The organism is Actinomadura chibensis NBRC 106107 (assembly GCF_001552135.1).
GTDB lineage: Bacteria > Actinomycetota > Actinomycetes > Streptosporangiales > Streptosporangiaceae > Spirillospora > Spirillospora chibensis.
Genome location: NZ_BCQP01000041.1, coordinates 62,375 through 87,072, shown reverse-complemented (window position 1 = coordinate 87,072; position 24,698 = coordinate 62,375). Strand labels below are relative to the sequence as shown.

21 protein-coding genes are annotated in these 24,698 nt (G+C 72.2%); 1 reads left to right on the top strand and 20 read right to left on the bottom strand.

The window, feature by feature from the left end:
* Nucleotides 1-30: 30 nt before the first annotated feature.
* The 7 genes from ACH01S_RS24010 to ACH01S_RS23980 all read right to left on the bottom strand — a co-directional run bounded on the left by ACH01S_RS24010 (nucleotide 31) and on the right by ACH01S_RS23980 (nucleotide 9,376).
* Nucleotides 31-2,133, bottom strand: coding sequence for a hydantoinase/oxoprolinase family protein (locus ACH01S_RS24010; protein WP_067895543.1), 2,103 nt, complete (start codon nucleotides 2,131-2,133; stop codon nucleotides 31-33).
* 137 nt (nucleotides 2,134-2,270) lie between these two features.
* Nucleotides 2,271-2,993: a TetR/AcrR family transcriptional regulator gene (locus ACH01S_RS24005; protein WP_067895540.1), complete on the bottom strand. Its 723-nt coding sequence runs from the start codon at nucleotides 2,991-2,993 to the stop codon at nucleotides 2,271-2,273.
* Nucleotides 2,994-3,059: 66 nt separating this feature from the next.
* Nucleotides 3,060-4,274, bottom strand: coding sequence for an acetyl-CoA C-acetyltransferase (locus ACH01S_RS24000; protein WP_067895538.1), 1,215 nt, complete (start codon nucleotides 4,272-4,274; stop codon nucleotides 3,060-3,062).
* A complete protein-coding gene (locus ACH01S_RS23995; protein WP_067895535.1) occupies nucleotides 4,274-5,068 on the bottom strand; it encodes an ABC transporter ATP-binding protein in 795 nt (264 codons plus the stop codon). The genes ACH01S_RS24000 and ACH01S_RS23995 overlap by 1 nt, the downstream gene beginning before the upstream one ends.
* Nucleotides 5,065-6,987, bottom strand: coding sequence for a dipeptide/oligopeptide/nickel ABC transporter permease/ATP-binding protein (locus tag ACH01S_RS23990; protein WP_067895532.1), 1,923 nt, complete (start codon nucleotides 6,985-6,987; stop codon nucleotides 5,065-5,067). Before ACH01S_RS23990 ends, ACH01S_RS23995 begins: the two co-directional genes overlap by 4 nt.
* Nucleotides 6,984-7,973, bottom strand: a complete 990-nt coding sequence (locus ACH01S_RS23985) for an ABC transporter permease (protein WP_067895529.1) — start codon at nucleotides 7,971-7,973, stop codon at nucleotides 6,984-6,986. Before ACH01S_RS23985 ends, ACH01S_RS23990 begins: the two co-directional genes overlap by 4 nt.
* Nucleotides 7,970-9,376 (bottom strand): ABC transporter substrate-binding protein, encoded by a 1,407-nt coding sequence (locus tag ACH01S_RS23980; RefSeq protein WP_067895526.1) that lies wholly within the window; start codon nucleotides 9,374-9,376, stop codon nucleotides 7,970-7,972. Before ACH01S_RS23980 ends, ACH01S_RS23985 begins: the two co-directional genes overlap by 4 nt.
* Nucleotides 9,377-9,947: 571 nt before the next feature.
* On the opposite strand from ACH01S_RS23980, the gene ACH01S_RS23975 reads away from it, so the two are divergent.
* Nucleotides 9,948-10,520 carry an HD domain-containing protein gene (locus tag ACH01S_RS23975; protein WP_067895523.1) on the top strand — a complete coding sequence of 191 codons (573 nt, stop codon included), beginning with the start codon at nucleotides 9,948-9,950 and terminating at the stop codon, nucleotides 10,518-10,520.
* Nucleotides 10,521-10,653: 133 nt separating this feature from the next.
* On the opposite strand, the gene ACH01S_RS23970 is transcribed toward ACH01S_RS23975, so the two are convergent.
* The 13 genes from ACH01S_RS23970 to ACH01S_RS23910 all read right to left on the bottom strand — a co-directional run bounded on the left by ACH01S_RS23970 (nucleotide 10,654) and on the right by ACH01S_RS23910 (nucleotide 24,596).
* Nucleotides 10,654-11,139 carry a flavin reductase family protein gene (locus tag ACH01S_RS23970; RefSeq protein ID WP_218010370.1) on the bottom strand — a complete coding sequence of 162 codons (486 nt, stop codon included), beginning with the start codon at nucleotides 11,137-11,139 and terminating at the stop codon, nucleotides 10,654-10,656.
* A gap of 56 nt (nucleotides 11,140-11,195) precedes the next feature.
* Complete coding sequence (locus ACH01S_RS23965) at nucleotides 11,196-11,543, bottom strand: cupin domain-containing protein (RefSeq protein WP_067895518.1); 348 nt, start codon at nucleotides 11,541-11,543, stop codon at nucleotides 11,196-11,198.
* 17 nt (nucleotides 11,544-11,560) lie between these two features.
* Nucleotides 11,561-13,012: a 4-hydroxyphenylacetate 3-hydroxylase family protein gene (locus tag ACH01S_RS23960; protein ID WP_067895515.1), complete on the bottom strand. Its 1,452-nt coding sequence runs from the start codon at nucleotides 13,010-13,012 to the stop codon at nucleotides 11,561-11,563.
* A gap of 2 nt (nucleotides 13,013-13,014) precedes the next feature.
* Nucleotides 13,015-13,665: a DUF2848 family protein gene (locus ACH01S_RS23955; protein WP_067895513.1), complete on the bottom strand. Its 651-nt coding sequence runs from the start codon at nucleotides 13,663-13,665 to the stop codon at nucleotides 13,015-13,017.
* Complete coding sequence (locus tag ACH01S_RS23950; RefSeq protein ID WP_067895511.1) at nucleotides 13,662-14,477, bottom strand: nitrilase-related carbon-nitrogen hydrolase; 816 nt, start codon at nucleotides 14,475-14,477, stop codon at nucleotides 13,662-13,664. Before ACH01S_RS23950 ends, ACH01S_RS23955 begins: the two co-directional genes overlap by 4 nt.
* Nucleotides 14,474-15,145 carry a GntR family transcriptional regulator gene (locus ACH01S_RS23945; RefSeq protein ID WP_067895508.1) on the bottom strand — a complete coding sequence of 224 codons (672 nt, stop codon included), beginning with the start codon at nucleotides 15,143-15,145 and terminating at the stop codon, nucleotides 14,474-14,476. Before ACH01S_RS23945 ends, ACH01S_RS23950 begins: the two co-directional genes overlap by 4 nt.
* A gap of 106 nt (nucleotides 15,146-15,251) precedes the next feature.
* Nucleotides 15,252-16,691 carry a CocE/NonD family hydrolase gene (locus ACH01S_RS23940; RefSeq protein ID WP_067895692.1) on the bottom strand — a complete coding sequence of 480 codons (1,440 nt, stop codon included), beginning with the start codon at nucleotides 16,689-16,691 and terminating at the stop codon, nucleotides 15,252-15,254.
* 53 nt (nucleotides 16,692-16,744) lie between these two features.
* The gene (locus tag ACH01S_RS23935) at nucleotides 16,745-17,713 is read right to left on the bottom strand and encodes an alpha/beta hydrolase (protein WP_083981058.1); all 969 of its coding nucleotides are present in this window, start codon (nucleotides 17,711-17,713) and stop codon (nucleotides 16,745-16,747) included.
* Entirely contained in the window at nucleotides 17,710-19,305 is a 1,596-nt protein-coding gene (locus ACH01S_RS23930) for a carboxylesterase/lipase family protein (protein WP_067895503.1), read from the bottom strand. Before ACH01S_RS23930 ends, ACH01S_RS23935 begins: the two co-directional genes overlap by 4 nt.
* Entirely contained in the window at nucleotides 19,287-20,105 is an 819-nt protein-coding gene (locus ACH01S_RS23925; protein ID WP_067895500.1) for an ABC transporter ATP-binding protein, read from the bottom strand. Before ACH01S_RS23925 ends, ACH01S_RS23930 begins: the two co-directional genes overlap by 19 nt.
* Nucleotides 20,102-22,054 carry a dipeptide/oligopeptide/nickel ABC transporter permease/ATP-binding protein gene (locus tag ACH01S_RS23920; RefSeq protein WP_083981057.1) on the bottom strand — a complete coding sequence of 651 codons (1,953 nt, stop codon included), beginning with the start codon at nucleotides 22,052-22,054 and terminating at the stop codon, nucleotides 20,102-20,104. Before ACH01S_RS23920 ends, ACH01S_RS23925 begins: the two co-directional genes overlap by 4 nt.
* Nucleotides 22,051-22,992 (bottom strand): ABC transporter permease, encoded by a 942-nt coding sequence (locus ACH01S_RS23915; RefSeq protein WP_067895498.1) that lies wholly within the window; start codon nucleotides 22,990-22,992, stop codon nucleotides 22,051-22,053. Before ACH01S_RS23915 ends, ACH01S_RS23920 begins: the two co-directional genes overlap by 4 nt.
* Nucleotides 22,992-24,596 carry an ABC transporter substrate-binding protein gene (locus ACH01S_RS23910; protein WP_169809341.1) on the bottom strand — a complete coding sequence of 535 codons (1,605 nt, stop codon included), beginning with the start codon at nucleotides 24,594-24,596 and terminating at the stop codon, nucleotides 22,992-22,994. Before ACH01S_RS23910 ends, ACH01S_RS23915 begins: the two co-directional genes overlap by 1 nt.
* Nucleotides 24,597-24,698 lie beyond the last annotated feature (102 nt).

The following is a 24,698-nucleotide window of genomic DNA, read 5'->3' as shown; positions in this document are numbered from 1 at the left end:
CCTCCAGGCCGTCAGGCCAGGTCGATGCCGTCAGGCCAGGTCGATGACGAGGTTGCCGAGGTGGTCGACCCGGGCCGTCGTCTCCGCGGGGACGACGACGGTGGTGGTCGGCACCTCGACGATCGCCGGGCCGGTCAGCACGTGTCCGGCGCGCAGCCGCCGGTAGTCGTAGATCGCGGTGTCCTGCCGGCCGCGCTGGAGGTCGAGCAGGACCGGGCGGCGCCCGGTGATCGCCACGTCGCTCGAACTCCCGTCGGCGGCGGGGGCGTGCGGGATCGTCGGGGTGAAGGGCAGGATTCCCGTCCCGTGCACCCGGTAGGTGATGAGCTGGACGCCGGCCTCGCGATACCCGGAGCCCTCGCCGAAGCGGGCCGCGTAGGCCGACTCGAAGTCGTCGGCGATCCGGTCGACCGCGGCCTCGTCGAGCGGCCCGCCGGGCACCCGGGTCGGGACCTCGGCGAGCTGCGGCGTGTACCGGGCGTCGACCTCCCGGCGGACGCGGACCTCGACGAAGTCGAGATTCTGCGCGGCGAGGACGTCCCGTACCCGCGCTTCGAGCCGGTCGAAGTTGCCCTGCACCCGTGCCGGATCGATCGGCAGGACCGCCGGGTCGCTGAGCTCGGCGGAGACCACGATGTTCGTCGCCGCCAGCCCGTAGGCCGAGAACACGCCCGCGCTGTGCCCGAGCGGCACCACGAGCTCGGAGACGCCGAGCTCGGCGGCGTAGGCGAACGCGTGCATGGGCCCCGCGCCGCCGAACGCGTAGACCGCGAAGTCGCGCGGGTCGTGGCCGGCCTCGACGACGACCTTGCGCGCGAGGTCGGCCGTCTGCGAGTTCTGCACCGTGAAGACGGCGGCCGCCGCGCCCTCGGCGTCGAGCCCGAGATGGCGGCCGACCCGCTCGGTGAGCGCCTTGGCCGCCAGCTCCGGCGACAGCGTCTTGCGGCCGCCGAGGAAGTTGTCCGGGTTGAGGATCCCGAGGACCAGGTCGGCGTCGGTGACCGTCGGGTCGAGGCCGCCCTGCCCGTAGGCGGCCGGCCCCGGCCAGGCTCCGGCGCTGCCCGGCCCGACCCGCAGGTTCCCGCCGGAGTCGACCGACGCGATCGCCCCGCCCCCGGAGCCGATGGCGTGGACGCGCAGGGTGGGCGTGTTGATCGGATGCTGGTTCAGCACCGAGCCGGTCGTCGCCTCGGGTTCGCCGTCCACGATCAGTCCGGCGAGGAACGTCGTGCCGCCGACGTCGGTCGAGACGACGTTGCGGTGCCCGAGCTGCTCGGCGAGCCGGGCGGCGCCGGTGACGCCTCCGGTGAGCACCGACCCCACGGTCGTGATGGCGATCTCCGGGGCGTGGCGGGCGGTGACGGTGCCGCCGGACCCCTGCATCACCAGGAGCGGTCCGGCGAGCCCCTTGGCCTTAAGGCGGCTCTCCAGCGGTTCGAGGTACCGGCGCAGTGCCGGGCCGACCTGCGCGTTCATGATGGTCGTCGCGTTGCGGGCGAACTCGCGGATGCGCGGGCTGATCTCGCTGGACAGGCTGACGTACATGCCGGGGGCCTGCTCGTGGATCAGTGCCTTCAGCCGCTTCTCGTGGCCGGGGTTGCGGAACGACCACAGCAGGCTGACGGCGATCGCGTCCACACCCTCGGCGATGAGCTCGGCGATGGTGGCGCGCGCGTCGTCCTCGTCCAGGCGGACGACGACGTTCCCGGAGCGGTCGACCCGCTCGGTGACCTCCCGGGCCAGCCGCTTGGGCACGAGCGGGTCCGGCTTGCGCGTGTTCAGCGTGTCCTGCACCTCGTGGGGCGGGAGGCCGAGATAGCGCCCCTCGACGTTCATGATGTAGATCGAGTCGCGGTGGCCGCGCGTGGTCAGGAAGCCGACGCGCGCGACGTTGCCGGTGACCAGCGCGTTGAGGGCGGCCGTGGTGCCGTGGGCGAGGTAGGCCGTGTCCGCGAGCAGCTCGCGCACCGTGCGGCCGGCCCGCTCGGCGAGCTGGTCGATGACGTTCTCGAACCCGACCGAGAAGTCGGGGGGTGTCGACGGCGCCTTCGCCGCGATCACGGTGCCGGTCTCGTCGGCCGCGATCCCATCGGTGAAGGTGCCGCCGACGTCGATGCCGATGACGTAGGGCATTGCACCGTCCTCGTGTCAGAGCTGCGGATGTCCAGAAGTGCTCCGACACATTGGACAACTATTTTACGTTCTCGTCAATAGATTCACGGGCGGCCTCGTGCCGCCTCGCTCGCGGCATGTCCCATCCGCGGGCCGAATCACTCGCGGGACGCGTCCGTCTCGCCCTGAGCGGCGAGTACGCGCTCAAGGTATGCGAGGTCCTCGCGGATCAGCCCCAGGGCGCCCGCGACGCCGTCGCTCTCCGGCGCCCGGTCCCCGTGCCGGAGGAGGCCGTGCGTGACCATGGCGACCATCTCGTCGGCCACCTCCTCGGGCGTGTTCGGCCCGTCCTCCCGGAACCACCAGGCGATCCAGTTGGTCATCCCGATGATCGCGAAGGCGACCGTACGCTCGTCGACCGGCCGAAACTCGCCGCTCGCGACGCCGTCGGCGATGATCCCCGACAGCTCGTCGAGGATGCGCACCTTGCTCTTGCGGTGCTCGGCGAGGATCGCCTCGGGCAGTTCGGCCTCGTTGCGCTCCAGCACGCGGAACCTCACCGGGCTCCGCGCGATGCCCTCGGCGGTGCTGCGGACGAGCGACGTCAGCTTCTCGGTGGGGGTGAGGTCGGTACGGCTCCGCAACCGCTGGATCTCGGCCGCGCCGACCCCGGTGACCCCCGAGACCAACTCCTTGAGCAGGGCCTCCTTGCTGGGGAAGTAGTAGTACAGCGCCGGACGGGTGAGGCCCATGGCATCGGCGATGTCACGGACGCTCGTCCCCGCGACGCCGCGTTCGACGAACAACTGCGCCGCGCGTTCAAGGAGCTGGTTCGCCACCAGCTCCTTGCGCGACTGCGATGGCTCCTCGGGGTTCGCCATGGCGGCTCGGTCTCCTCTTCTTCGGCGGAAAGAGAAGAGTCTAAGACTCGACACAGGTGTCAAGAATCAGGACGGCCGCTCGACGATCATGGCCATCCCCTGGCCGCCGCCGACGCACATCGTGATCAGGCCGACCGTCGCGTCCGCCTCGGCGAGGGCGTGCAGCAGGGTGACGGTCAGCCGCGCGCCGGTCATCCCCGGCGGGTGGCCCATGGCGATCCCGCCGCCGTGGACGTTGAGCCGCTCCGGATCGATCTCCAGGTCCCGCATGCTCGGGATCACCTGCGCGGCGAACGCCTCGTTCAGCTCGACGAGATCCACGTCCCGGATCGACATCCCCGCCGCGGCGAGCGCCCGCCGCGACGCCTCCACCGGCCCGAGGCCCATGATCTCCGGGCTGAGCGCGGAGACGCCCGTGGACACGACCCGGGCCAGCGGCTCCGCCCCGATGCTCCGGGCGAGGTCGGCGCTGGTGATCAGCAGGGCGGCGGCGCCGTCGTTGACCGGGCAGGCGTTGCCCGCCGTCACGCGGCCGCCCGGACCGAGCACCGGCTTGAGCCCGGCCAGCGCGTCGAGGGTGACGCCGCGGCGCGGGCCGTCGTCCGCCGTCACCAGGCTCCCGTCCGGAAGCCGCGCCGGGGTGATCTCCGCCGCCCAGAACCCCGTGTCGCGCGCCCTCTCGGCCCGCTGGAACGAGCGGAGCGCGAACCGGTCCATCTCCTCGCGGCCGATCCCGCGGTGCCGGGCCACGTACTCGGCCGTCTGGACCATCTCGACGTAGGCGTCAGGACGGTCTCCTCCCGCCCGCGGGTCGCGCCAGGCGAAGTCGTTCGACGCCGCGGCCTCCGAGCGCTCGCGCGCGGCGGCATAGACGGGATTGGGTTCACCGGAGCTCTCGGCGTAGCCGTGGACGTACCGGCTCCCGCACTCGACGCCCACCGACAGGAAGGCGTCTCCTTCGCCCGCGCGGATGGCGTGCATGGCCATCCGCGTGGTCTGAAGGCTGGACGAGCAGTGACGCGTGACGGTCGTGCCCGGCAGGTTGTCGTGTCCCATTAGCAGCGCGACCATCCGGCCCAGGTTCCACCCCTGCTCGCCGCCCGGACTGCCGCATCCCAGCAGGAGGTCGTCCAGGCGCGCCGGATCGAGTTCGGGCACGGCCGCCAGCGCGGCCGTCGCGATCTGCGCCGCGAGGTCGTCGGGCCGGACGTCGCGCAGCGCGCCCTTGCCCGCCCGGCCGATCGGCGTCCGCTTCGCCGCCAGGATCACCGCGTCGCGCATCACGACTCCACCGCCGCGGCCGGCACGATGTCCGCGGCCGTCGGATCGTCCGCCATGGACGCCAGCAGCCGGCGCGTGTAGGGATGGGTGGGCCGGTGCAGCACGCCGTCGCGCGGGCCGTGCTCGACGATCTCTCCCCCGTACATGACGTTGACCGTCTCGCACATGTAGCGCACGACGGCGAGGTCGTGGGAGATGAAGAGGTACGACAGGTCGAGCCGGGCGTGCAGGTCCCGGAGCAGGTTCAGGACGAGGGCCTGCACGGAGACGTCCAGCGCCGAGGTCACCTCGTCCAGGACGAGGACGCGCGGTCGGGCGGCCAGCGCCCGCGCGATCGCCACGCGCTGCCGCTGGCCGCCGGACAGCTCGTGCGGGTACGCCCCGGCCGAGCGTTCCGGCAGCCCGACCAGGTCGAGCAGCCGCCCCGCCTCGGCTCGCGCGGCCCCGGCATCGGCCGCGCCGCCGCGCGCCACCTCCGCGATCACCGCGCCGACCGGCATGCGCGGGTTGAGCGACCGGAAGGGGTCCTGGAAGACCATCTGGATCTCGCGGCAGACGCCGGAGCGCCTGCCCGCCGTCCGGACGACGCGTCCGTCCAGCAGCACCTCGCCCGCGCTGGGCACCACGAGCCCGGCCACCACGCGCGCCAGGCTGGACTTCCCGCAGCCCGACTCGCCCACCAGGCCCACCCGGCCGCCCGCCGGCACGCGAAGGCTCACATCCCGGACCGCGACGGCCGACCTGCGTCCCCTGCCGTACCGGACGCTGATGTTCCGCAATTCCAACCCGCTCATTCGCCCCTCCCAGGGGAAAGCCCGGCGCCGGTGTCGACGGCCCAGCACGCGACGCGGCGTTCTCCGAAGTCCACGAGCGGCGGCGCCTCGCTCTCGCATCGAGCCATCGCCGCCGGGCACCGGGGCGCGAACGGGCAGCCCACCGGCCGCTCCTTGAGGTCGGGCGGCTGCCCGGGAATCGCGGCGATCGGCGCGTCGACGTCCGCCTCCATGTCCACCGAACAGGCCAGCAGCGCCTTCGTGTACGGGTGCAGCGGCCGTCCGGCCACCTGCGCGGTCGGGCCCTGCTCGACCACGCGGCCGCCGTACATGACGACGACGCGGTGGCACAGTCCCTTGATGACGTGCAGATCGTGAGACACCAGGACGATCGCGGTCCGGTGTTCGGTGTTCAGCCGCCGCAGCAGCCGCAGCACCTGGCTCTGCACCGTGACGTCGAGCGCGGTGGTGGGCTCGTCCGCGAGCACGACGTCGGGCTCCGTCATCAGGCCCATGGCGAGGACCACGCGCTGGCTCGTCCCACCCGACAGCTCCACCGGATACTGCTTGAGCCGCCGCGCGGGGTTCGTGATGCGCGCGTCGGCGAGCAGCGTCCGGGCACGGTCCAGCGCCGCGCTCCGGCCCATCCCCGTGTGGGTCCGCACGCCCTCGACGAGCTGACGACCGACCGGAATCGCCGGGTTGAGGGCGGACATCGGATCCTGGAAGACCAGCGCGAGCCTCGTCCCGAGAACCGTCCGGGCCGCGCGCCGGGGCAGCGACGTCACGTCGTCGCCGCCCAGCCGGAGGCCCGCGCCCCGCGGCCGGGCCGGGTAGGGGAGCAGACCGGCCATCGCGAGCACCGTCATCGACTTGCCGCAGCCGGACTCGCCGACGATGCCGACCGTCTCCCCGCGCTTGACCGTCAGGGAGAAGTCGCTGACCAGCTCGGCGTTTCCGGCCGGTGTCGGGACCTCGACCGTCAGGTTCCGCACCGACAGCACGCTGTCGTCGTCCTCGGCGGCGGACCGCGCCGGCCGCTCCTCGGCGCGACGCGGAGACCGCCTGACCCGGCCGCCGGGCGCCGCGTCCACCGTCCAGACGACCGGGTTGAGGGCGCGCGCGAGCGCCTCGCCGAAGAGCCCGAGCGCGAGCCCGGTCAGGGCGATCAGGGTCGCCGGGGCGACCGCGGCCAGCGGATCGACGTAAAGGACCTGCACGCCCTCGGTGAGCATGGATCCCCAGTCCACCTGCGGCGGCTGGACGCCCACGCCCAGGAAGCTCAGCGACGACACGAAGACCAGGCTCTGCGCGGCGAGGACGGACAGGCTCACCACCAGGGTGTCGGCCATGTTCGGGAGCACATGCCGGCCGAACACGCGCGCCCGTCCCAGCCCGGCGCCGCGCGCCGCCGCGACGTAGTCCCGTCCCGTCACGCTCGTCGCGAGCGTGCTCACGATCCGGGCCACGTACGGCACCGCGGCCGCGCCGACCGCGACGGCCGCGCCGCCCGCGCCGGTTCCGAAGACGGCCGTCAGGAAGATGGCCGTCAGGATGGGCGGGAACGCCAGCAGCCCGTCGATGAGCCGCCGGCCCACGACCTGCGTCCTCGGGCCGAGCACCGCGACGAGCCCGCCGAGCGCGAGCCCGGCGCCGGCGGCGATGGCGGTGGCGAGCAGGGCGAGTTCCATCGACGTCCGGGTCGCGAAGGCCACGCGCGCGAGCACGTCCCGGCCCAGGCGGTCGGTGCCCAGCCAGTGCTCCGAGGAGGGCCCGGTGGGGCCGAGGTCGGGACGCACCTCGTGGGCCTGGACGTCCCACACCATCGGCGCCACGACCGCCAGGACGGCGAGCAGGGCGAGCACGGCGAGCCCGAAGACTCCGGCGGGCGCCTGCCGGACCGCCCGCCAGCGCGTCCGCGACGCCCCCGCCCCGGTCATGACCGCCTCAGCGACGACTGCCGGTCCAGCATGCTCAACGCCGCCTCCACGCAGAGGTTGACGACCACGATCGAGAAGCCGAGCACCAGCACGGTCACCTGCACCAGCGGGTAGTCCCTGACCTGCACGGCCTGGACCAGGCTGCTGCCGAGGCCCGGGACCGCGAAGACGTTCTCGACCACGACCGTCCCGCCCAGCAGGCTCGCGAAGATGAGCCCGCCGACGGTGAGGGCCCCGGTGAGCGAGTTCGGCAGGACGTGCAGCCCGTAGGTCCGCAGGACGGACAGGTGCTTGGCCCGGGCCGTCCGGACGTAGTTCTGCGCCAGGACGTCCAGGGTCTCGACGCGGACGATGCGGGCGAGCACCGCCGTCGGCGCGAACGCCACGGCGAGCACGGGCAGGACGTATCCCTGCCACGAGACGGCGCCCGCGACGGGCAGCAGGCCGAGCCACACCGCGAACACCAGGACCAGGACGGTGCCGACCACGTACTCGGGGATCGATCCCAGCAGCGACGTCGTCGCGGAGAAGCCCGACTCGACCCGGCGATGGCGGCCCTCGCGGGTGATCGCCGCCATCCACACGCCGATCCCGATGCCGATCCCGAACGTCAGCGCCATCGCGCCGACGACGATCTCCAGCGTGACCGGCAGCCGGGCCGCGATGATCGAGCTCACCGGCTCGCCGGTCTGGAACGAGTTCCCGAGCCGCCATCTCGCCACGTCGCCGATGTAGGACGCGAACTGGGCGAGCAGCGGGCGGTCCAGCCCGAGATCGTGCCGGACGTCCGCCAGCCGCTGCGGGGTGGCGTTCAGCCCCGCCACCCGCACGGCCGGATCACCGGGCGTCAGGTGCAGCAGCAGGAACGTGGCCACGACCAGCCCCGAGAGGACCGCCATGAGATGGGCGACCTTGGGCGCCACGAAGCCCGTGACCCTGGCGGCGCGGGAGCGGCGGCGCGCGTCGGCGGGCGCGGCCGCCTTCACGATCCCGCCGCCGTCGTGACGGTGTGGATGTCCAGGGTGGTCGCCCCGTCGGCCAGCCCAAAGCGCACCGGGACCGAGCTGAACCAGTGGGTCTTGAGGTGGACGAGCGGGAAGACGTTCGCGTTGTCGTGGAGCGCCTTCTGCGCCTCACCCCACGCCTCGCAGCGCTCCGTGCCGAGCGCCGAGAGGGCCTTGGCCGCCGCGGCGTCGTAGGACGGGTCCTTCATCGCGGCGAAGTTGGTGCCGTTCGGCGCGGCCGGTCCGGTGACGAACAGGCTCAGCGCGCTCGGGGTGGGGGCAGGGGGCGTGAACGGGTACACCGTCGCGTCCCAGTCGCCGGTGCCGAAGAGCGTCTCGGCCAGCGTCTTCGTGTCGCCGTCGCGCAGCGTGACATCGGCGCCGGCCGACCGCAGCTGGGCCTGCACGTACTCGAAGCCCGGCCCGATCTCGGCGGTCCCCACCAGCTTCAGCCGCAGGGGTTTCCCGGCCTTGCTGAGGATGCCCGAGCCGCCGGACCAGCCTGCCGCCGTCAGGGCCCGCCTGGCGGCGTTGACGTCGGCCGCCATCGGGCCGGGCATCACGGCCTTGTAGCAGGGCATCATCGGGCTGAACACGCTGCGCGCCTCGGCCGAGGTCCCGTACATCGCCGCCTTGTTGAACGACGAGGCGGAGACCGCCAGCGCGAGCGCCCTGCGGACCGCCGGATCGGCGCCGGGGCGCCCGGCGGCCTGGTTGAAGACAAGGAAGTAGGACCCGTTGGTGAGCTGGGACGTCCTGGTCACCGACCTGTTGGACTGAAGGCGCTGGATGTCGGCACCGGAGATGGCACCGATGCCGAGCTGGCCGGTGGTGAGCAGGTTGGCGGCCGTGCTCTGGTTCGACACCACCCGGAAGGTGACCTGCCGGGGGTAGTAGTGCGCCTTGCCGGTCTGCGGGCCCCACCCGTACCCGGACCGGGCCGTCAGCGTGTACTGCGAGCCGCGGACGGACTTGGTCAGCGTGTAGGGCCCGCTTCCGGCGGGCGTCGCACCGAGCGCGTCCGGCTTCTTCAGCCCGGCCGGGCAGACGATGGAGGCCATCGGCTGGGCCAGACCCTCCAGCAGGTCGCTGTACGGCTTGGCCGTGCGCACGGTGACCTGGTTCGCCTTGTCGTCGGAGGTCACGGTGTAGCCGGCCGACCCGAAGACCAGTCGCGCGTACGGCGCCTTGGTCTTGGGGTCGCCGAGGCGCTTCAGCGAGTCGGCGACGACACCCGGCGTCAGGGCCTGGCCGTCGCTACAGGTCGCCCCGGACCGCAGGGTGAAGGTGACCGAGTCGGGGGTCTGTTTCCACGACGTCGCCAGGTAGGGCACGACCTTGCCGTTCCCGATCGCGACGAGCCGGTCGTACAGCGACTCGATCACCTGAAAGGCGTAGGTGCCCTGCGCCTTGGCCGGATCCAGCGAGTCCCAGTCGGATTCAAGCCGAATCGAAAGATCGCCGACTTTCCCCCCGGAGTCGCCCGGCGATCCCTGACCGCCACACCCGGCGAGGGCCAGAAAGGCGACGCATGCTCCAGAGCCCCACACCGATGCCGTCCGCCGGTTGACCTTGTTTCGCATGCGGCCCTCACCTCATGACGGTTGCGTTGGAAAATCGACGATAGTGTCAGCCCACTGACCGGTCAAGGGTCGGCGACGCGATCGCACAACCGCCGTGACCATGGCTTCGACGGCCCGAGGGCCGGAGCGCAGCCGATCGACTCCCCCGGCAAGCCCCCCAACGCACGAACAGCGAACGAACCCCAAGCGAGGGGGTTGCCACATGGTGTCGAATAATCTACCTTTGCGTCGAAGAGCGCTCCCCGGGCAGGACGGCCGGGGAAGAAAAGCCCTGACCGGGGCGGCGGCCGCCTGCCGAAAAGACCCGTCGATTCAAGCCGCCATTCGTTGCCGCTCCGGCATCCACGTCCGTTCGAGCGAGGATGGAATCGCCATGGAAATGGTCAGCTACACGCGCATGAAGGACATGACCGCGCACGACATCGAGCTGATTGAAGCCGACTTCCGCGCGGACGCCGCCAAGTTGCCGGAGCGCATTCTCGCGGCCGTACGCGTTCTCGGCGACTTCCAGGGGCCAAGCCGGGTGACCCGCCTTGAGCACTCCCTCCAGTCGGCCACCCGCGCACTGCGGGACGACCGCCCCGAGGAATACGTCGTGGCCGCCCTGGTCCACGACATCGGGGACGAACTGGCCCCCTACAGCCACGGGCCGTTCGTGGCCTCCATCCTGCGTCCCTTCGTCTCCGAGCGGATCGCCTGGATCATCGAGAAGCACCCGCTGTTCCAGGCCTATTACTACGCCCACCACATCGGCGCCGACCGCCACGCCCGCGACAAGTACAAGGACCACCCCTACTACGCCGACTGCGTAGTGTTCTGCGAGCGCTACGACCAGAACTGCTTCGACCCGTCATACGACTCGCTCGACCTCGACTACTTCAGCGACATGGTCCACCGCGTCTTCAAGCAGCCAAAAGCGGGCTCCAGCATCCAGGCCGCCTACTAACCCGCCCCCACCCACCAAACAGCTGGAGCGCCGATCACCCACGCAGCGCCAGCCAGCGCACCGTGCCTGCTGCACCCCGTTACTGGTCCTTCCGCGTGGGCGTCCGTCGGCGGTGTCTTCTCCTGGGGGGTGGTTAGAAGGTCCAGGGGTGGGGGTTGTGGTTTTTAGGGGTGTAGTCGCCGAAGTGGCCGCTGAGGAAGGTTAGGGGTGGGCCTTCTCGGTCGCAGGTTCGTTCTACCGCGCCGAATACCACGATGTGGTCGCCGGCCTTGGCGGTGCGGTCGACGGTGCATTCGAGGTGTGCGAGCGCGTTCGGGACGACCGGGACGTCGTGTTCGCCGTAGGTCAGCGGCAGGCCGGCGAAGTGGTCCTCGCCCCGTCCGGCGAACCGCAGCGCTATGGGTTCCTGGCGGGCGGCGAGGATCGAGACGGCGAAGCGTCCGGACTCGGCGACCGCGACGGCGGTGCGGGCGCGGGTGTTGAAGCAGACCAGCAGGATCGGCGGTTCCAGGGAGACCGAGGTCAGGGAGTTGAGGGTCATCCCGTGCGGGTCGCCGCGCCCGTCCAGGGCGGTGATGACGGCGACGCCGGTGGCGAAGCGGCCCATCACGCGGCGCATCGTCGCCGGGTCTACGACATCCGTGGGGCCTGCGGTTGCGGACATGGCGGTGCCTTTCATCGGACGCGGTAGCGGACCTCGAAGGTGAGGCATCCGTCGTCGCTGCGCCACGGCCCGTGCTCCATGCCGGGCGGGCGGCACGCGTACATCCCGGGGGTGAACGTCTCCCCGAGCCGCAGGTCGGTGATCGATCCTTCGAGGATGTAGACCTCCTCCCAGAAGTCGTGCTTCTGGACGCCGTTGGGGGTGGTGTCGGTGCCGGGTTCGAAGCGCAGCATCCGGGTCGCGACACCGGACGCGGCGTCGGCGGCGAGGATGCGCTCGGTGAGCTGCGGGACGTCCCCCTCGCACGGGGTGAAGCCGATCTTGTCGGCGGGGAAGAACTCGTGTTCGGGCTTGGCCATGGTGGTCTCCGGACGGGTCAGGCGGCGGAAGTGTCGGTGTAGCCGGCCAGGAAGGCGTCGACGTCCGCGATGGCCTGGTCGTAGCCGAAGTTGCGGTAGGCGTAGCCCTTCGCGACGAACGGGGCGCCGGCGTAGAACATCTCGTACTGGTGGTGGCGGCCCGCGAACTCCGATCCGATCGCGTCCCAGACGAGCTTGAACAGCTTCACCCGTTCGACGGCCTCGACCCCGGGCGACTGGACGTAGCGGTCGATGTCCGCGCGCGTCGCGGGGTTGTGCAGGTCGGCGACGCTGGACGGCAGTTGCAGCACCCCGCCGCCCGCGAGGTCGCGCAGGATCGCCAGGACGCGCGGGTACAGTTCGGCTTGCAGGCCCATCGCGCCGTAGACGGCGCGGGCGTCCGGCCGCCACATGCCGTTCCCGTCGGGCGCGGCGCGGTACTCGGCGGCGAGGACGGCGGACTCGACCAGCGACGCCAGCCCGGCCAGTTCGCCGAGCTTCTCCTGGACGCCGGGGATCCGGCCGACGCCGTTGACGTCGGCGATCTTCCCGGCGAGCCCGGCGACGAAGCGCAGTTTCACGGTGAACCGGATCTGGGCCTGCCAGTTGCCGAGGACGTGCGCGCCGGTGGTGAAGAACTGGCGGCGCAGGCCGTCCACGTCCCGGTCGACGAACACCCGCTCCCAGGGCACGAACACGTCGTCCAGGACGACGAGCGCGTCGGTCTCGTCGTAGCGGGTGGACAGCGGGTAGTCGTAGGGGCTGCCGGTGGTCGCGTACGGGCGGCGGCAGTACAGCTTCAGCCCGTCCGCCGAGACCGGGACGGTGAAGCCGACGGCGAAGTCGCGGTCGTCCGGGGTGAGCGGCTTGATGCAGGAGACGAAGATCTCGTCGGCGACGGCGGCGCCCGTGGCGAGCATCTGCGCGCCGCGCACCACGACGCCGTCCGGGCGTTCCTCGACGACGCCGGCCTGGACGAAGTCGCCGTCCCACGCGTGCGCGGTCGTCGCCCGCGACACCTGCGGCGGGATGATCGCGTACGAGACGTACAGGTCCTCCTCCAGGAGCCGCCGGTGGTAGCCGGTCACGCTCGCCGACAGGTCGCGCCGCTCGGTGGCGAACGACTCGGGGGCCGAGGCGAACGCCGCGAGGAACGACCCGACGTGGTCGGGGCTGCGGCCGACCCAGCCGCGGGTGTGCCGCGCCCACGTCTCGATCGCGTGCCGCCGCGCGGTCAGGTCGTCGCGGCTGCGCGGGATCGTGAACACGAGGTTCGCCTCCGCGCCGGTCTCCGGCGCGTGGCAGGTCATCTTGTTGGCCGGGTCGGCGGCGAGGTCGAACAGCTCGGCCATCGTCGCGGCGATCGGCGCGAACGCGGGATGGTCCGTCACGTCCGCGACGCGCTCGCCGTCGAGGTAGATCTCGCGTGCGTCCTTCAACGCGGTGAGGTACTCGGCTCCGGTGCGCATCGCTACGCCCTCCGTTCTGTCTTGTAGTCACAGGTCAGGGTGGTGCCGTCGACGGTGAGGGAGAGGCGCCAGCGGCGGCCGGGGACGAACCCGCCGTCCAGCAGCGGCAGGGTCCCGGCGAAGACGACCAGGTCTCCGTCCAGGTCGCCGAACTCGGCGGCGAGCCGATCCAGCAGGTCGGTGGGGGTGCGCAGCTCGGCGAGGGTGCCGGACTGGTACGGACGGCCGTCGACGCTGCACTCGACGCGGACGCGGTCCCACGCGTCGTCCCCGGGCAGTTCCACGAACCGGTCGCCGACGGGTTTCGGGCAGGCGGCCTTCGCGGCCGCGACGTCGGCGCGTTCGAGGTCGCGGTCGGTGTGGTCGGAGCCGACGCCGAGGTAGTGCCGTCCGGCGCGGCGGACGAGGACCGGCTCCACCTCCCCCGACGTGTTGCCGCCGGGCACCGTGATCGCGGGGCCGCCGGTCAGCAGGCCCGGGTCGAGCGGGTAGAACGCCGGGACGGACGGGGGTTCCGGGACGCCGATCGCGGCGAGCTCCTCGATGTGCGCACGGGTCGCGGTCTCGTCGCGTCCGGTGTATCCGGCGACGATCAGGTGCCGGGGCGAGCAGGGCAGTTCGTCCGCGCCGACCCGCAACGTCAGCCCGCTCACCGGCCGGCCTCCGCGACCTCGGCCTGGACGCGCACGGACGCGCGGCGGTCGCGCAGGACGGGGAACTCCTCCCGGGTCCGCTTCACCACATCCGGGTCGACGACCCAGCGCAGGATCTCTTCGGCGTCGCCCGCTTCCGCGAGGACGGTCCCCCACGGGTCGACCACGCGGGACGCCCCGCCGAGCGGCACGTCCTCCTGAACGCCCACCGCGTTGCAGGCGAGGATCAGCATCTGCTGCTCGACCGCGCGGGCCTCGGTGAACAGCCGCCAGTGGCCCCGGCGCCGCGCGGGCCACGCGGCGGGCACCGCCGCCGCCTCGGCTCCGGCGTCGACCAGCGCCCGCCAGATCTCGGGAAAGCGCAGGTCGTAGCAGGTGGTGGCGCCCATCGTGCCGAGCGGGGAGGCGACCGTGCCGACCGTGTCGCCGGGCGTGAGCAGGTCGGCCTCCCGGGACCGGTACCCGAACACATGGATCTTCCGGTAGGTGTGGACGACCGTCCCGGCCGGGTCGATCAGCACGGCGGTGTTGTGCAGGCGTCCTTCGGGCGTCCGCTCCAGGACGGTGCCGAGGTGCAGGAAGCAGCCCAGGTCACGGGCCCACTCCCGCCCCGCGGCGACGGTGTCGCCGTCCAGCGGCTCGGCCAGCTCGGCGTACCGGTCGAACGCGAAGTAGCCGGGGAGCCACAGCTCGGGAAGCAGCACCAGCTCGGCGCCGCGGGCGTCCGCCACCATCCGCCCGACGCGCTCCCTGCGCCGCGCGGGCGGCTCCGTCCCGGGGCTCTCGACCTGGACGAGCGCGACGCGGGTCATCGCCCGTCCCAGTTCGCGACCGAGGGGAGGCGGAGGACGGTGAGCGTCCCGTCCAGGTGCGCGGCGAGGGCCTGCCCCGCCCGCAGCGGGTCGCCGGACCGGATCGCCTCGACGATCGCGCCGTGCTCGGCGAGCACGACCCGCGCCCGGTCCTCGGCCGCCGCGATCGCCCGCAGGCCCATCCGCACCTGCCGGTCGCGCAGCGACTCGTAGAACTCGGCCAGCACCGGGTTCCCGGCCCTCCGGACGATCGCGCGGTGGAACGCCCGGTCGCACTCGATGAACTCGACGGGGTCGTCCAGCAGGCCCTCCTGCCGGGCGACCAGCTCGGCCAGTTCGGGCGCCAGCTCCTCGGCGAACGGCACGGCGCGCTGCACGCACCAGTCCTCGACCAGCTCGCGGGCCTGCATGACGGCCTCGATCTCGGCGTCCGACACCGGCGGGACGAAGGCGCCCTTCTTCGGCATGATCTTCAGGAAGCCCTCGGTCTCCAGCCGGAGCAGAGCCTCCCGCACCGGGGTGCGGGACGTCCCGGTCGCCTCGCACACCTCCGCTTCGGTGAGGAACGTCCCCTCCTGCCGCGGCAGCGACCCGATATGGCGCTTCAGCCACCGGTACGTCGTGTCCTGCGCGCTCTCCCGAGAACGGCCCTGTTGTGTGCGACTCATAGACGTAATGTATACAACACGTCGACATGGGTGCAAGGACCCCTTTCCGCAGCGCATACGGCCTCCAAGCAGGCGATGGGAATGACTACGTTCAGCCCGTCTCCGGTCAGGACGTGCTGCGCGGGAGGAGGACGACGGTCTCCGGTAGGAGCATCGCCTCGGCCGGGACGTCGCTGTCGTCGCTTCTGGTGAGGGTCAGCCCCAGCCGCAGCCGTTCTCCGGGCGCCAGTCGGAGGTGGACCGGGTAGATCTCGACCACGAGCCGCACCGGTTCGCCGTCCGGCACGGGTTCGGCCGCCTCGTGCGGATGCCAGGGCAGGACGATCTCGCCACCGGGCGCATGCTCGCTGCGATCCTCGTCTAGCGCGCGGTGCGACGCGCGGAGCCGTCCCTCGGTCAGTTGCCGGACGCCGCCGTCGGGCTTCACGATCGACAGTCGCGCGTTGAGGTCGAAGTCGGAGCAGCCCTCGGCGGCCAGCACCGCGTGCAGCGCCACCGGTCCGAGCAGGCGCACCGGCTCCCGGCAGGCTTCGGAGTCGAACGTGGCGGCCTCTCCCCACAGCCGCCAGCCGGAGTTGGTCGAGACGTCCACCATCAGGTGAACCTCAGTGGGGGGCGGGGGCGGCACGCTGGTGATCGACGGCAGGATCGGTATCGCGGTCGGTTCGTCGACGGGCGTCCATCGCCACCAGTCGATGTCGGAGGCGGCGGGCCATCCTCCGCGCCGGTGGAATTCGTCCGCTCCCACGCACCACAGGACGGCGTTGTCGTCGGGCGCGCAGGGGTCCTCGCCGATGTCGCGCAGCCAATAGCCGAGCCATCGCGACAACTCCAGCCGCCGTTCCTCGGTGAGGAACGGTTCATGGCTCCACGGGCCGATCTGCAGGCGCTTGGGGCCGGGCAGCGACCGGAACGCGCGGACGGTCCCCGCCAGGAAATAGTCGAACCAGCCGGTTCCGAAGAAGGCGGGAACGCGGATCGAGGAAAGGTCCGCCGAACTGTCCCGGAAGAGGTCGCCGTCAAACTCGGCGCCGACGATGTCCTGGTAGAACGCTCGCAGGATGTCCGCCCGGGCCTCCGGCCGCTGGCTGTTCAGGAACACGCCCGCGCCCCAGGCGGTGTGCGAGGGGATACCGCCGCGTTTCCACATGTCGCGGTAGGTGTCGGCGGGCGCCACCCACGGCGCGACGCAGCGCAGGCCCCTCGGTTCGCGTTGCGCGATCAGCAGCTGGTTCAGCCCCGAGTAGGAGCCTCCGACCATCGCGGTCCGGCCGGTGCAGAAATCGGCGGCGGCGATCCATTCCAGCAGTTCCACGCCGTCGTCTATCTCACGCGGCGATAGGACACCGCTGTAGGTTCCGGTGGAGCCGCCGAAGCCGCGGACGTCCGCCACGAGCACCTCGTAGCCTTCGGCGATGGGGCGGGCGAGCAATTCCATGTGCATCGCCGATTCCTTGCGGTACGGGGTGATCACCACAACCGCCGGGGCCGGTTCGCCGGTCGACGACGGATAGCGGAGCGCCGAAAGGCGCGCTCCGTCGCTCATCTCGACGGTGAGCAGGAGCGGTCGGGGAATCCGGCGGGAATGCACGGTCTCCGTCAACGCGAACCCTCACCTTCGCTCAATGGTGGGACTTCCCCCGCAGGGGCCTCGCCCAGTTTCTCGGCGAAGAACGCGACCGCCTGCGCGACCAGGGGCTCGACGTCCACGCCGAGGAAGCAGTGGTCCGCCCCGGGGACGATCGTGAGGCGGCTGTCCGCGCCGCACCCGTCGAGCGCGCGGTGCAACTGCTCGCTCTGCCCGACCGGGACCACCCGGTCCGCGGCTCCGTGCGCGAGCAGCAGCGGCGGCGCTCCGGCGTGCGCGTAGGTCACCGAACCGGCGGCCCGGGCGGCGTCCGGCGCCGCGGGGACCGGCGCGCCCAGCAGCAGGCTCTCGGGCGAGTCGGCGGCGTCGTGGTCGATGACCGCGTCCGGCCCGGACTGCCCCTGCATCGTGCGGAAGTCGCTCGGCGCGTACCAGATGACCCCGGCCTGCACGGCCGCGCCGCCCGAGGCTCCGTCGTCGGCGCCGGTGAACGCGGCGTCCGGCGCGAGGCAGGCCAGGGCCGCCAGGTGGCCGCCCGCCGATTCGCCCCAGACGCCGAAGCGCGCCCCGTCGATTCCGAGTTCGCCGGAATGGCGGCGCAGCCACCGGATCGCCGCGCGGACGTCGAGTATCTGGGCGGGGAACTTCGCCTCCCCGCTGAAGCGGTAGCTCGCGTGCGCGACGGCGAAACCGGCGTCGAGCAGGTGCTCGTCGAGGCGGGCCGCCCGGAGCGGCGGGGGCATCTCCCGGTGCGTGCCGCCGAGGTAGGCGCCGCCGTGGATCCAGACGACGAGCGGGACCGGCTCCGCGCCGACCGGACGCAGCAGGTCGAGCGTCAGGTCGCGGTATCCGGGGACGCGCGCCACCACGGCGTCCGCGTACAGGTCGTGGGGCGGTGCCGCGCCGGTGATCCGCCGGGGACGCGGCGGCGGGCCCGGCTCACCCGGCGGGGGCCCTGGCAGGAGGGGTGCGCCGGTCATGCGCGGGTCCTGGACGGAAGGTCGCGCGGGTCCTGGCCGGTCTCCAGGCTCCAGGTGCTGTCGATGTGCATGGTCGCTCTCGTTTCCGGGGTGTAGGGCTCCCAGGCCGGGATGTCGGCGTGCCCGGGTTCGCCGTTCCGCGCGAAGGACGTCCACGCCGACGCCATGCGCGTGGAGACGTCGCGACGGTCGCCGCGGTCGCCCGCGAGCGGGGACAGTTCCGCGTTGTGGAAGACGAACGGCAGGTCGAGGCTATGCGTCGCGCCGAGCAGCCCGCCGAGGATCGGCGTCCGGTAGGCGAACTCGTAGCAGTAGACGGGCGGCCGAGCGGAGCTCGTCGGTTGAATGGCGGCGGGCGGGGGCTGGAGGACGGTCCGGCTCGTGGACAGGTGCGAGGCGAGGTTGATCGCGGTCGGTGCGAAGGTCGTGTCGGTGACGATCCGGGCCAGGCGCAGCCGCGCCGGTTCCGGGCCGACGCGGTCCTGGTAGGCGGTGGCGAGGGCGTCGGCGCCGATGTCGAACCGGCCTTCCGTCCAAGCACGCAGTTGGGAATCGGAGAACGTCGCGTACTCCGGCGCGTTGCACAGGATGAGCGAGGCGTCGTGGCTGGTGTGGCCGACGAGGACGGGAACCCCGGCGCCGTCCGGAGCGGGCGACGGGTCGAGGTGGGGCGCGAAGGACGCCTGGGCCGCGTCCAGAAGGTCCTGGTCGAGGGTGAAGCCGCCCATGACGTCCCCGGTGAGGGCGCGTTGGAGTTCGAGGAGCGACCCGGTGTCCCAGGTGGTCAGTTCCCGGGCCCGGGACCGGCCCAGCCCGGAGAGGCGGACGGCCTGCTCGGCGAGGTCGCGGGCGGCGTCGGCGGACGTCGCCAGCGGCCCCGGCGAGCTCTGGATGATCGCCTTGTGGAACAGGCCGGAGGCGGACGGCATCGACATCAGGGTGCGTACCTTGTCGCCGCCGCCCGACTGGCCGAACACGGTGACGTTGCCGGGGTCGCCGCCGAAGCCGTCGATGTTGTCGCGTACCCATTCGAGGGCGAGCACGAGATCGAGCAGCCCGGCGATCCCGGCGTGCTCGAACTCCGCGCCGAGGAGCGCGTCCAGGGCCAGGTAGCCGAAGATCCCGAGCCGGTGGTTGACGGTGACCACGACGACGTCGCCGAGCCGCGCGAGGCGGTCGCCGAGGAACATCGACTCCGATCCGGCGCCGTGCTGGTAGCCGCCGCCGTGGAGCCAGACCATGACCGGCCGCCGTCCCGGCGGCGCCGCCTCCGGCGTCCAGACGTTGAGGACGAGGCAGTCCTCACCCATCGGGACGCCTTCGAGCGCCGAGCCGGTCCGCGGGTAGAAGTAGTCGATCGCCTCCACCCACGACCCGGTCGCCGCCAGCCGGATGTCGTTCTGCGGCGCGGCGCGGCCGAAGACCGTCGCGTCGCGGACGCCGGTCCAGGGCTTCGCCGGTTCCGGCGGGCGGAACCGCGCCGGGCCGCCGGTGGGCGCGCCGTACGGGACGCCGAGGAACGACGCGACGCCGCGGTGCCGGACGCCGCCGACCTTCCCCGAGGTGGTGTCGGCTATGACTCGCTGCTGCATGAAGGGGCTTTCTCGTGCGGGATGGCCTGCGCGGCCCGGGGGATCGCGGCGATGAGCCGCTTGGTGTAGTCCGCGCGGGGATGGTCGTACACCGACCGGGTGGCGCCGGACTCGACGACCGAGCCGCGGTACAGGACGACCAGGTCGTCCGCGAGGTACCGGACGACGCCGAGGTCGTGCGAGATGAACAGGTAGGCGACGCCCAGATCGGCCTTGAGCTCGTTGAACAGGTTGAGGATCTGCGCTTGCAGGGAGAGGTCGAGGGCGCTCACCGGTTCGTCGCAGACGATCAGCCGCGGCCGCATGACGAGGGCGCGGGCGATCGCGATGCGCTGCCGCTGGCCGCCGGAGAACTCGGCCGGGTAGCGGTCCGCCGCCGTGGCCGGCAGGCCGACGCGTTCCAGCGCGTCGAGCACCCGGTCCCGGACGGCGCGCGTGCCGATGGTCCGCTGGGCGCGCAGCGGTTCGCCGAGCGTCCGGCCGATCGGCTTGACCGGGTTCAGCGAGCCGTACGGGTCCTGGAACACGACCTGGATCTGGGCGCTCAGCTCCCGGCGTTCGCGCCGACCGGCCCGGGTGATGTCGCGGCCGTCGAAGGTGATCGAGCCGCCGGCCACCGGGACCAGGCCGAGGATCGCCTTGCCGAGCGTCGATTTCCCGGAGCCGGACTCTCCGACGAGGCCGACGGTGCGCCCGTGCCCGGCGGTGAGCGAGACGCCGTCCAGCGCGGTGACCGGCCCGCCGCGCCGGCGCGGGTAGCGGACGGTGAGGCCGTCGATCGACAGCAGCGGTCCGGTCATGGCTTGGCCTCGATCACGTGCGTGGGCAGCGCGCGCACGCAGCGGCTGCGGTGGTCGCCCGTCCCCGCCACGGCGATCGGGTGCGCGGTGCACGCGTCGGTCGCGTAGGGGCAGCGCGCGGCGAAGTGGCAGCCGGGCGGCCATTCGCCCGGCGCGGGGACGCCGCCCGGCATGACGTGGAGCGGCACGCCCGGGGTGCCGAGCTGCGGGTTGGCGGCCAGCAGCCCCTCGCTGTAGGGGTGCCGCGGCGCCGTGACGATCGTCGCGGTCGGCCCCGACTCGACGACCTGTCCGGCGTACATGACGAGGGTCCGCTCGCAGAGTTCGCCCACCGCGCCCCAGTCATGGCTGATCAGCAGGATCGCCATTCCCGTCTCCCGCTGGAGCGTGCGCAGCAGCCGGAGGATCTCCGCCTGGACGGTGACGTCGAGCGCGGTGGTGGGCTCGTCGGCGATCAGCAGCCGGGGACCGCCCGCGAGCGCGAGCGCGATGGCGACGCGCTGCGCCATCCCGCCGGACAGCTGGTGCGGGTACGCCTTCGCGACGCGCTCCGGCTCGGGCAGCCGGACCTGGGCGAGCAGCTCGACGGCCCGCCGCCTGGCCTGGGCCCGTCCGGCGCCGGTATGGACGCGGACGGCCTCGGCGATGTGGCCGCCCACGGTGAACAGCGGGTCCAGGGCCGCCATCGGCTCCTGCGAGACGAACGCGATCGTCGAGCCGCGCAGCCCGGCGCGCTCGCGGCGGCCCATGGCGGTGGCGTCGGCGCCGTCGATCCGGATCGAACCGGCGGTGACGTGCGCGCCGTCCGGCAGCAGGCCGAGGACGGCGCGTCCGGTCATCGTCTTGCCGCAGCCCGACTCGCCGACGATGCCCAGCGTCTCGCCTGCCCGCAGGTCGAACGACACGTCGTCGACCACCCGTGCCGTCCGCCCGCCGGGGACGGGGACGGCGACGGTCAGGCCGTCGACGCGCAGCAGGATCGGCGGGCCGTCCGCCGGTGCGGCGTTGCCCGGCCGCGGGCCGCGCTCACGTCCCGCCGCGGCGGCCCGGGGTGATCGGACGCGGGCGCGGGCGGCCGGGCGGGCCCATCCCTCCGCCGTCGCGTCGCGGACGCCGTCGCCGAGCAGCACCAGCGCGATCACCGTGCCCGCGACGACCGCGCCGGTCGGGACCAGCATCCAGTTCTGCTGGTTCATCGCGGCGGAGGCGTCGGCGACCATGCCGCCCCAGCTGGCCTCCGGCAGGTGCACGCCCAGCCCGAGGAAGTTCAGCCCGGTCTCGGTGAGCAGCGCGGTCGCGGCGACGAGCGACAGGTTGACGAGGACGGGGCCGGTGACGCGCGGCAGCACGTGCCGCAGCGCGATGGCGAGCCGGCCGAACCCGTACACGCGGGCGGCGGCGACGTACGGCTCCCCCGCCACGGTCAGCGCGGCGGCGCGGACGACGCGGACGAGCCCCGGCGCGGTGAGCACGCCGAGCGCCGCCATCGCGGCGGCGAGCTCCTGGTCGAAGGTGGCCAGCACCATCAGCAGCACCACGATCGCCGGGATGGACATGAGCAGGTCGACCAGCGGTGACACGATCCGGTCCGCGCCGCCCGACAGCGCCGCCGCCAGCCCGGTCGGGATCGCGACGGCGGCCGCGACCAGGACGGTCACGAGCACGCCGGTCAGCGCCGGACGCGCCCCGAACATCAGCCGGGAGGCGATGTCGCGTCCCAGCGAGTCCGTGCCGAGCCAGTGGTCGGCCGTCGGCGTCGCGAGGACGCGGGTGAGGTCGGCCTCCTGCGGCCCGTACGGGGCGAAGGCCGGGGCGAAGATCGCGAGCACGACGACGGCGGCCAGGTAGAGCAGCGCGCCCACCGCGAGCGGGTGGCGGAGCAGCCGCCGCGCCAGACCGGGGCGCCCGGACGGCGCGCCGGCGGGCTCGGCGCCGGACGGGACGGTCATGACGCCCGCACCCGCGGGTCGATCAGCGCGTACGCGATGTCGGTCAGGAGATTGGCCGCGACGACCAGCAGCGTGAAATACACGGCGACACCTTGAATCACTGGAATGTCCTTGGAACCGGTCGCGCTGACCGCGAGGCCGCCCAGCCCGGGGAGCCCGAAGACCTGCTCGATCACGACCGAGCCGCCGAGCGCGCCGACCAGCAGGATGCTCGACATCGTGCAGATCGGAATGGCCGCGCCGCGCAGCGCGTGCTTGAACACGACGCGCCGTTCGGGGACGCCGTTCGCCCGCAGATTGTCGATATGGGGACGGCCGAGGACGTCGAGCATCGCCTCTCTCGTCTGCTTGGCGACCGCCGTGACCCCGCCCAGGGCGAGCGCGCCGACCGGGAGCAGCAGCGAGCGCGCCCACCCGTCCGGTGAGTCCGCGAACCTGACGTATCCGGTGGCCGGGAGGAGCCCGAGCCGGACGCTCAGCAGCGAGATCAGCAGCAGGCCGAGCCAGAAGCTCGGGACCGCGAGGCCGCCGACGCTGAGCAGGTCGACCGCGCGTCCGGCGAGGGAGCCCGCCCGGCTGCTGGCGACACCGAGGACGACGCCGAGCACGGTGGCGAGGACGGTCGCGCCGAGCACGAGGGAGAGCGTCACCGGCAGCCGCGTGCCCAGCGCGGTCGTGACCGGCTCCTTGTTCGTCAGCGAGGTGCCGAGCGAACCGTGGAAGACGCCGTCGAGCCAATGCCAGTACTGCGCCCAAATCGGCTCGTCGAGGTCGAGTTGCCGCCGCAGCCGCAGGACGTCCTCCTGCGTCGCCTGCAGCCCCGCGAGCTGGCTCGCGGCGTCTCCGGGAATCAGCGACTGGAGGACGAAGACCACGACCGACACCACGAACAGCAACGGCACGGACAGCAGGAGTCTGCGCATCAGAAGGCGTTTCATCATCGCCTGGCCGCGGTGAAGAACACCGGGTTCGGGTCGAGGGCCCGCGGCGCGGTCGTGACGCCCTGGAGTCCGGGACGGGCGACCGTGACCTTGTCGATGCTCGCGAACGGAACGAACCACGCCTGCTCGACCAGCACCTTCTGCAGCCGCTTGTAGATCGCCGGACGCGACTCGTCGTCCGCGGCCGCTCCCTCGCGCATCAGCTTGGTGATTTCGGGGTGGGAGTTGCCGAACGGGTTGAAAAGGCTGCCGGTGTTGAGCAACTGGTCGGCCACCAGATACATCGGCAGTCCGCCGTACTCGAACATCTGCGCCTGGTATTTCTTGCCGGTGAGCCCGCTCGTGTAGGCGCTGATGCTGACCGGGACGTCGATCTTGGCTTTGACGCCTATCTTCGCCCAGTAGCCGGCGACGGCTTGGGCCGCGTCGGTCTCGCCGGGCTGGAGGTTGTAGGCCGCCATGACCATCGAGAATCCGCTCGGATATCCCGCCTCCTTGAGGAGGCTCTTCGCCTTGGCGGGATCGTAGGGGTAGCGGCCGTTCAGGGACGGGTCGTATCCGTCCGCCTCGGGCAGGAGGATCTGGTCGCTCGGGGCGGCGTACTTCCCGAAAAGCGCCTTCGCCAGCGCCTTCCGGTCGACGGCGTAGTTCAGCGCCTGCCGGACGCGGACGTCGCCGAGCGCCTTGACCTGAGTCCCGCCGCGATCGAGGAGCTGGATGTGGCCGAACAGGTACGGCCAGGTGGTGACGTCGAAGCCCGCCCGTTTCGCGGCGTCGGCGCCCTTGGTGTCGCTGATCATGTAGTCGACCTGCCCGGTGCGCATCGCGCCGAGGGCGGCGTTGGAGTCGGGGATGACCTTGACGACGACCTTCTTCCAATTGATCGCCGCGCGGTTCCAGTAATTCGGGTTCGGGGTGAACACGTACGTCTGGTTGGTGACGCTTCCGGCGGTGTCGAGCACGTACTGCCCGGCTCCGGCGGTCGAGGTGCCGAGTCTGTTCGGGTCCTTGAGCCCGAGCGGGCTGATCACGTCGCCGATCGCGAAACCCTGGGTGAGGATGTAGGGCAGTTCGGGATTCGCCGATTTCAGCTCGATCCGCAGGCCGAGCAGTCCGGTGACGGTGACCTTCTCGAAGTTCTGGACGCGGGACGCGCCGAGACCTCCCGCCTTGGCGAAATAGGCGAAGTAGTCCGCCACCCCTTGCGCGGTCAGGCTCGATCCGTCGGCGAACTTCACGTCCGGGCGCAGCGTCAGTTCGAACACCTTGTTGCCGGAGCCGACGAATTTCCACGCGGTCGCCAGACCGGGGGCGAGGCTTCCGTCGGACTTGAGGTAGATCAGCGGGTCGTACGCCAGTTCCACCGGGATGATCAGTGGGTCGCCGTTGCCCGCCAGCGCGGGATTCAGGCTTTGCGGCGGGGCCGCGACCGCGATGGTCAGCGTCTCGGGATTCTGCCGCGCGGGCGTGCCCGCGGATCCGCCGCCCGCTCCCCCGCAGGCGGTCGCCAGCGCGGCCACGAGCAGCGCGCCGCCCAGCACGCCCGCCGGGCGATTAGGGCGCGGCGCGGCGCGTCGGTGGGTCTTCGGTGTACCGACCACGATCTCTCCATACTTTGAAGGCAGTCGATGAGTTGCCATGCGCGCATGACCAGCACAAATACGGCTGGCAGCGCGCCAAACTCACTGTTCGCACACCGTAAG

What these genes read in the sequence shown, in the direction of transcription:
- ACH01S_RS24010 (WP_067895543.1), bottom strand. Translation starts at nt 2,133, where the DNA reads ATGCCCTACGTCATCGGCATCGACGTCGGCGGCACCTTCACCGATGGG.
- ACH01S_RS24005 (WP_067895540.1), bottom strand. Translation starts at nt 2,993, where the DNA reads ATGGCGAACCCCGAGGAGCCATCGCAGTCGCGCAAGGAGCTGGTGGCG.
- ACH01S_RS24000 (WP_067895538.1), bottom strand. Translation starts at nt 4,274, where the DNA reads ATGCGCGACGCGGTGATCCTGGCGGCGAAGCGGACGCCGATCGGCCGG.
- ACH01S_RS23995 (WP_067895535.1), bottom strand. Translation starts at nt 5,068, where the DNA reads ATGAGCGGGTTGGAATTGCGGAACATCAGCGTCCGGTACGGCAGGGGA.
- ACH01S_RS23990 (WP_067895532.1), bottom strand. Translation starts at nt 6,987, where the DNA reads ATGACCGGGGCGGGGGCGTCGCGGACGCGCTGGCGGGCGGTCCGGCAG.
- ACH01S_RS23975 (WP_067895523.1), top strand. Translation starts at nt 9,948, where the DNA reads ATGGAAATGGTCAGCTACACGCGCATGAAGGACATGACCGCGCACGAC.
- ACH01S_RS23970 (WP_218010370.1), bottom strand. Translation starts at nt 11,139, where the DNA reads ATGCGCCGCGTGATGGGCCGCTTCGCCACCGGCGTCGCCGTCATCACC.
- ACH01S_RS23965 (WP_067895518.1), bottom strand. Translation starts at nt 11,543, where the DNA reads ATGGCCAAGCCCGAACACGAGTTCTTCCCCGCCGACAAGATCGGCTTC.
- ACH01S_RS23960 (WP_067895515.1), bottom strand. Translation starts at nt 13,012, where the DNA reads ATGCGCACCGGAGCCGAGTACCTCACCGCGTTGAAGGACGCACGCGAG.
- ACH01S_RS23950 (WP_067895511.1), bottom strand. Translation starts at nt 14,477, where the DNA reads ATGACCCGCGTCGCGCTCGTCCAGGTCGAGAGCCCCGGGACGGAGCCG.
- ACH01S_RS23945 (WP_067895508.1), bottom strand. Translation starts at nt 15,145, where the DNA reads ATGAGTCGCACACAACAGGGCCGTTCTCGGGAGAGCGCGCAGGACACG.
- ACH01S_RS23940 (WP_067895692.1), bottom strand. Translation starts at nt 16,691, where the DNA reads ATGAGCGACGGAGCGCGCCTTTCGGCGCTCCGCTATCCGTCGTCGACC.
- ACH01S_RS23935 (WP_083981058.1), bottom strand. Translation starts at nt 17,713, where the DNA reads ATGACCGGCGCACCCCTCCTGCCAGGGCCCCCGCCGGGTGAGCCGGGC.
- ACH01S_RS23930 (WP_067895503.1), bottom strand. Translation starts at nt 19,305, where the DNA reads ATGCAGCAGCGAGTCATAGCCGACACCACCTCGGGGAAGGTCGGCGGC.
- ACH01S_RS23925 (WP_067895500.1), bottom strand. Translation starts at nt 20,105, where the DNA reads ATGACCGGACCGCTGCTGTCGATCGACGGCCTCACCGTCCGCTACCCG.
- ACH01S_RS23920 (WP_083981057.1), bottom strand. Translation starts at nt 22,054, where the DNA reads ATGACCGTCCCGTCCGGCGCCGAGCCCGCCGGCGCGCCGTCCGGGCGC.
- ACH01S_RS23915 (WP_067895498.1), bottom strand. Translation starts at nt 22,992, where the DNA reads ATGAAACGCCTTCTGATGCGCAGACTCCTGCTGTCCGTGCCGTTGCTG.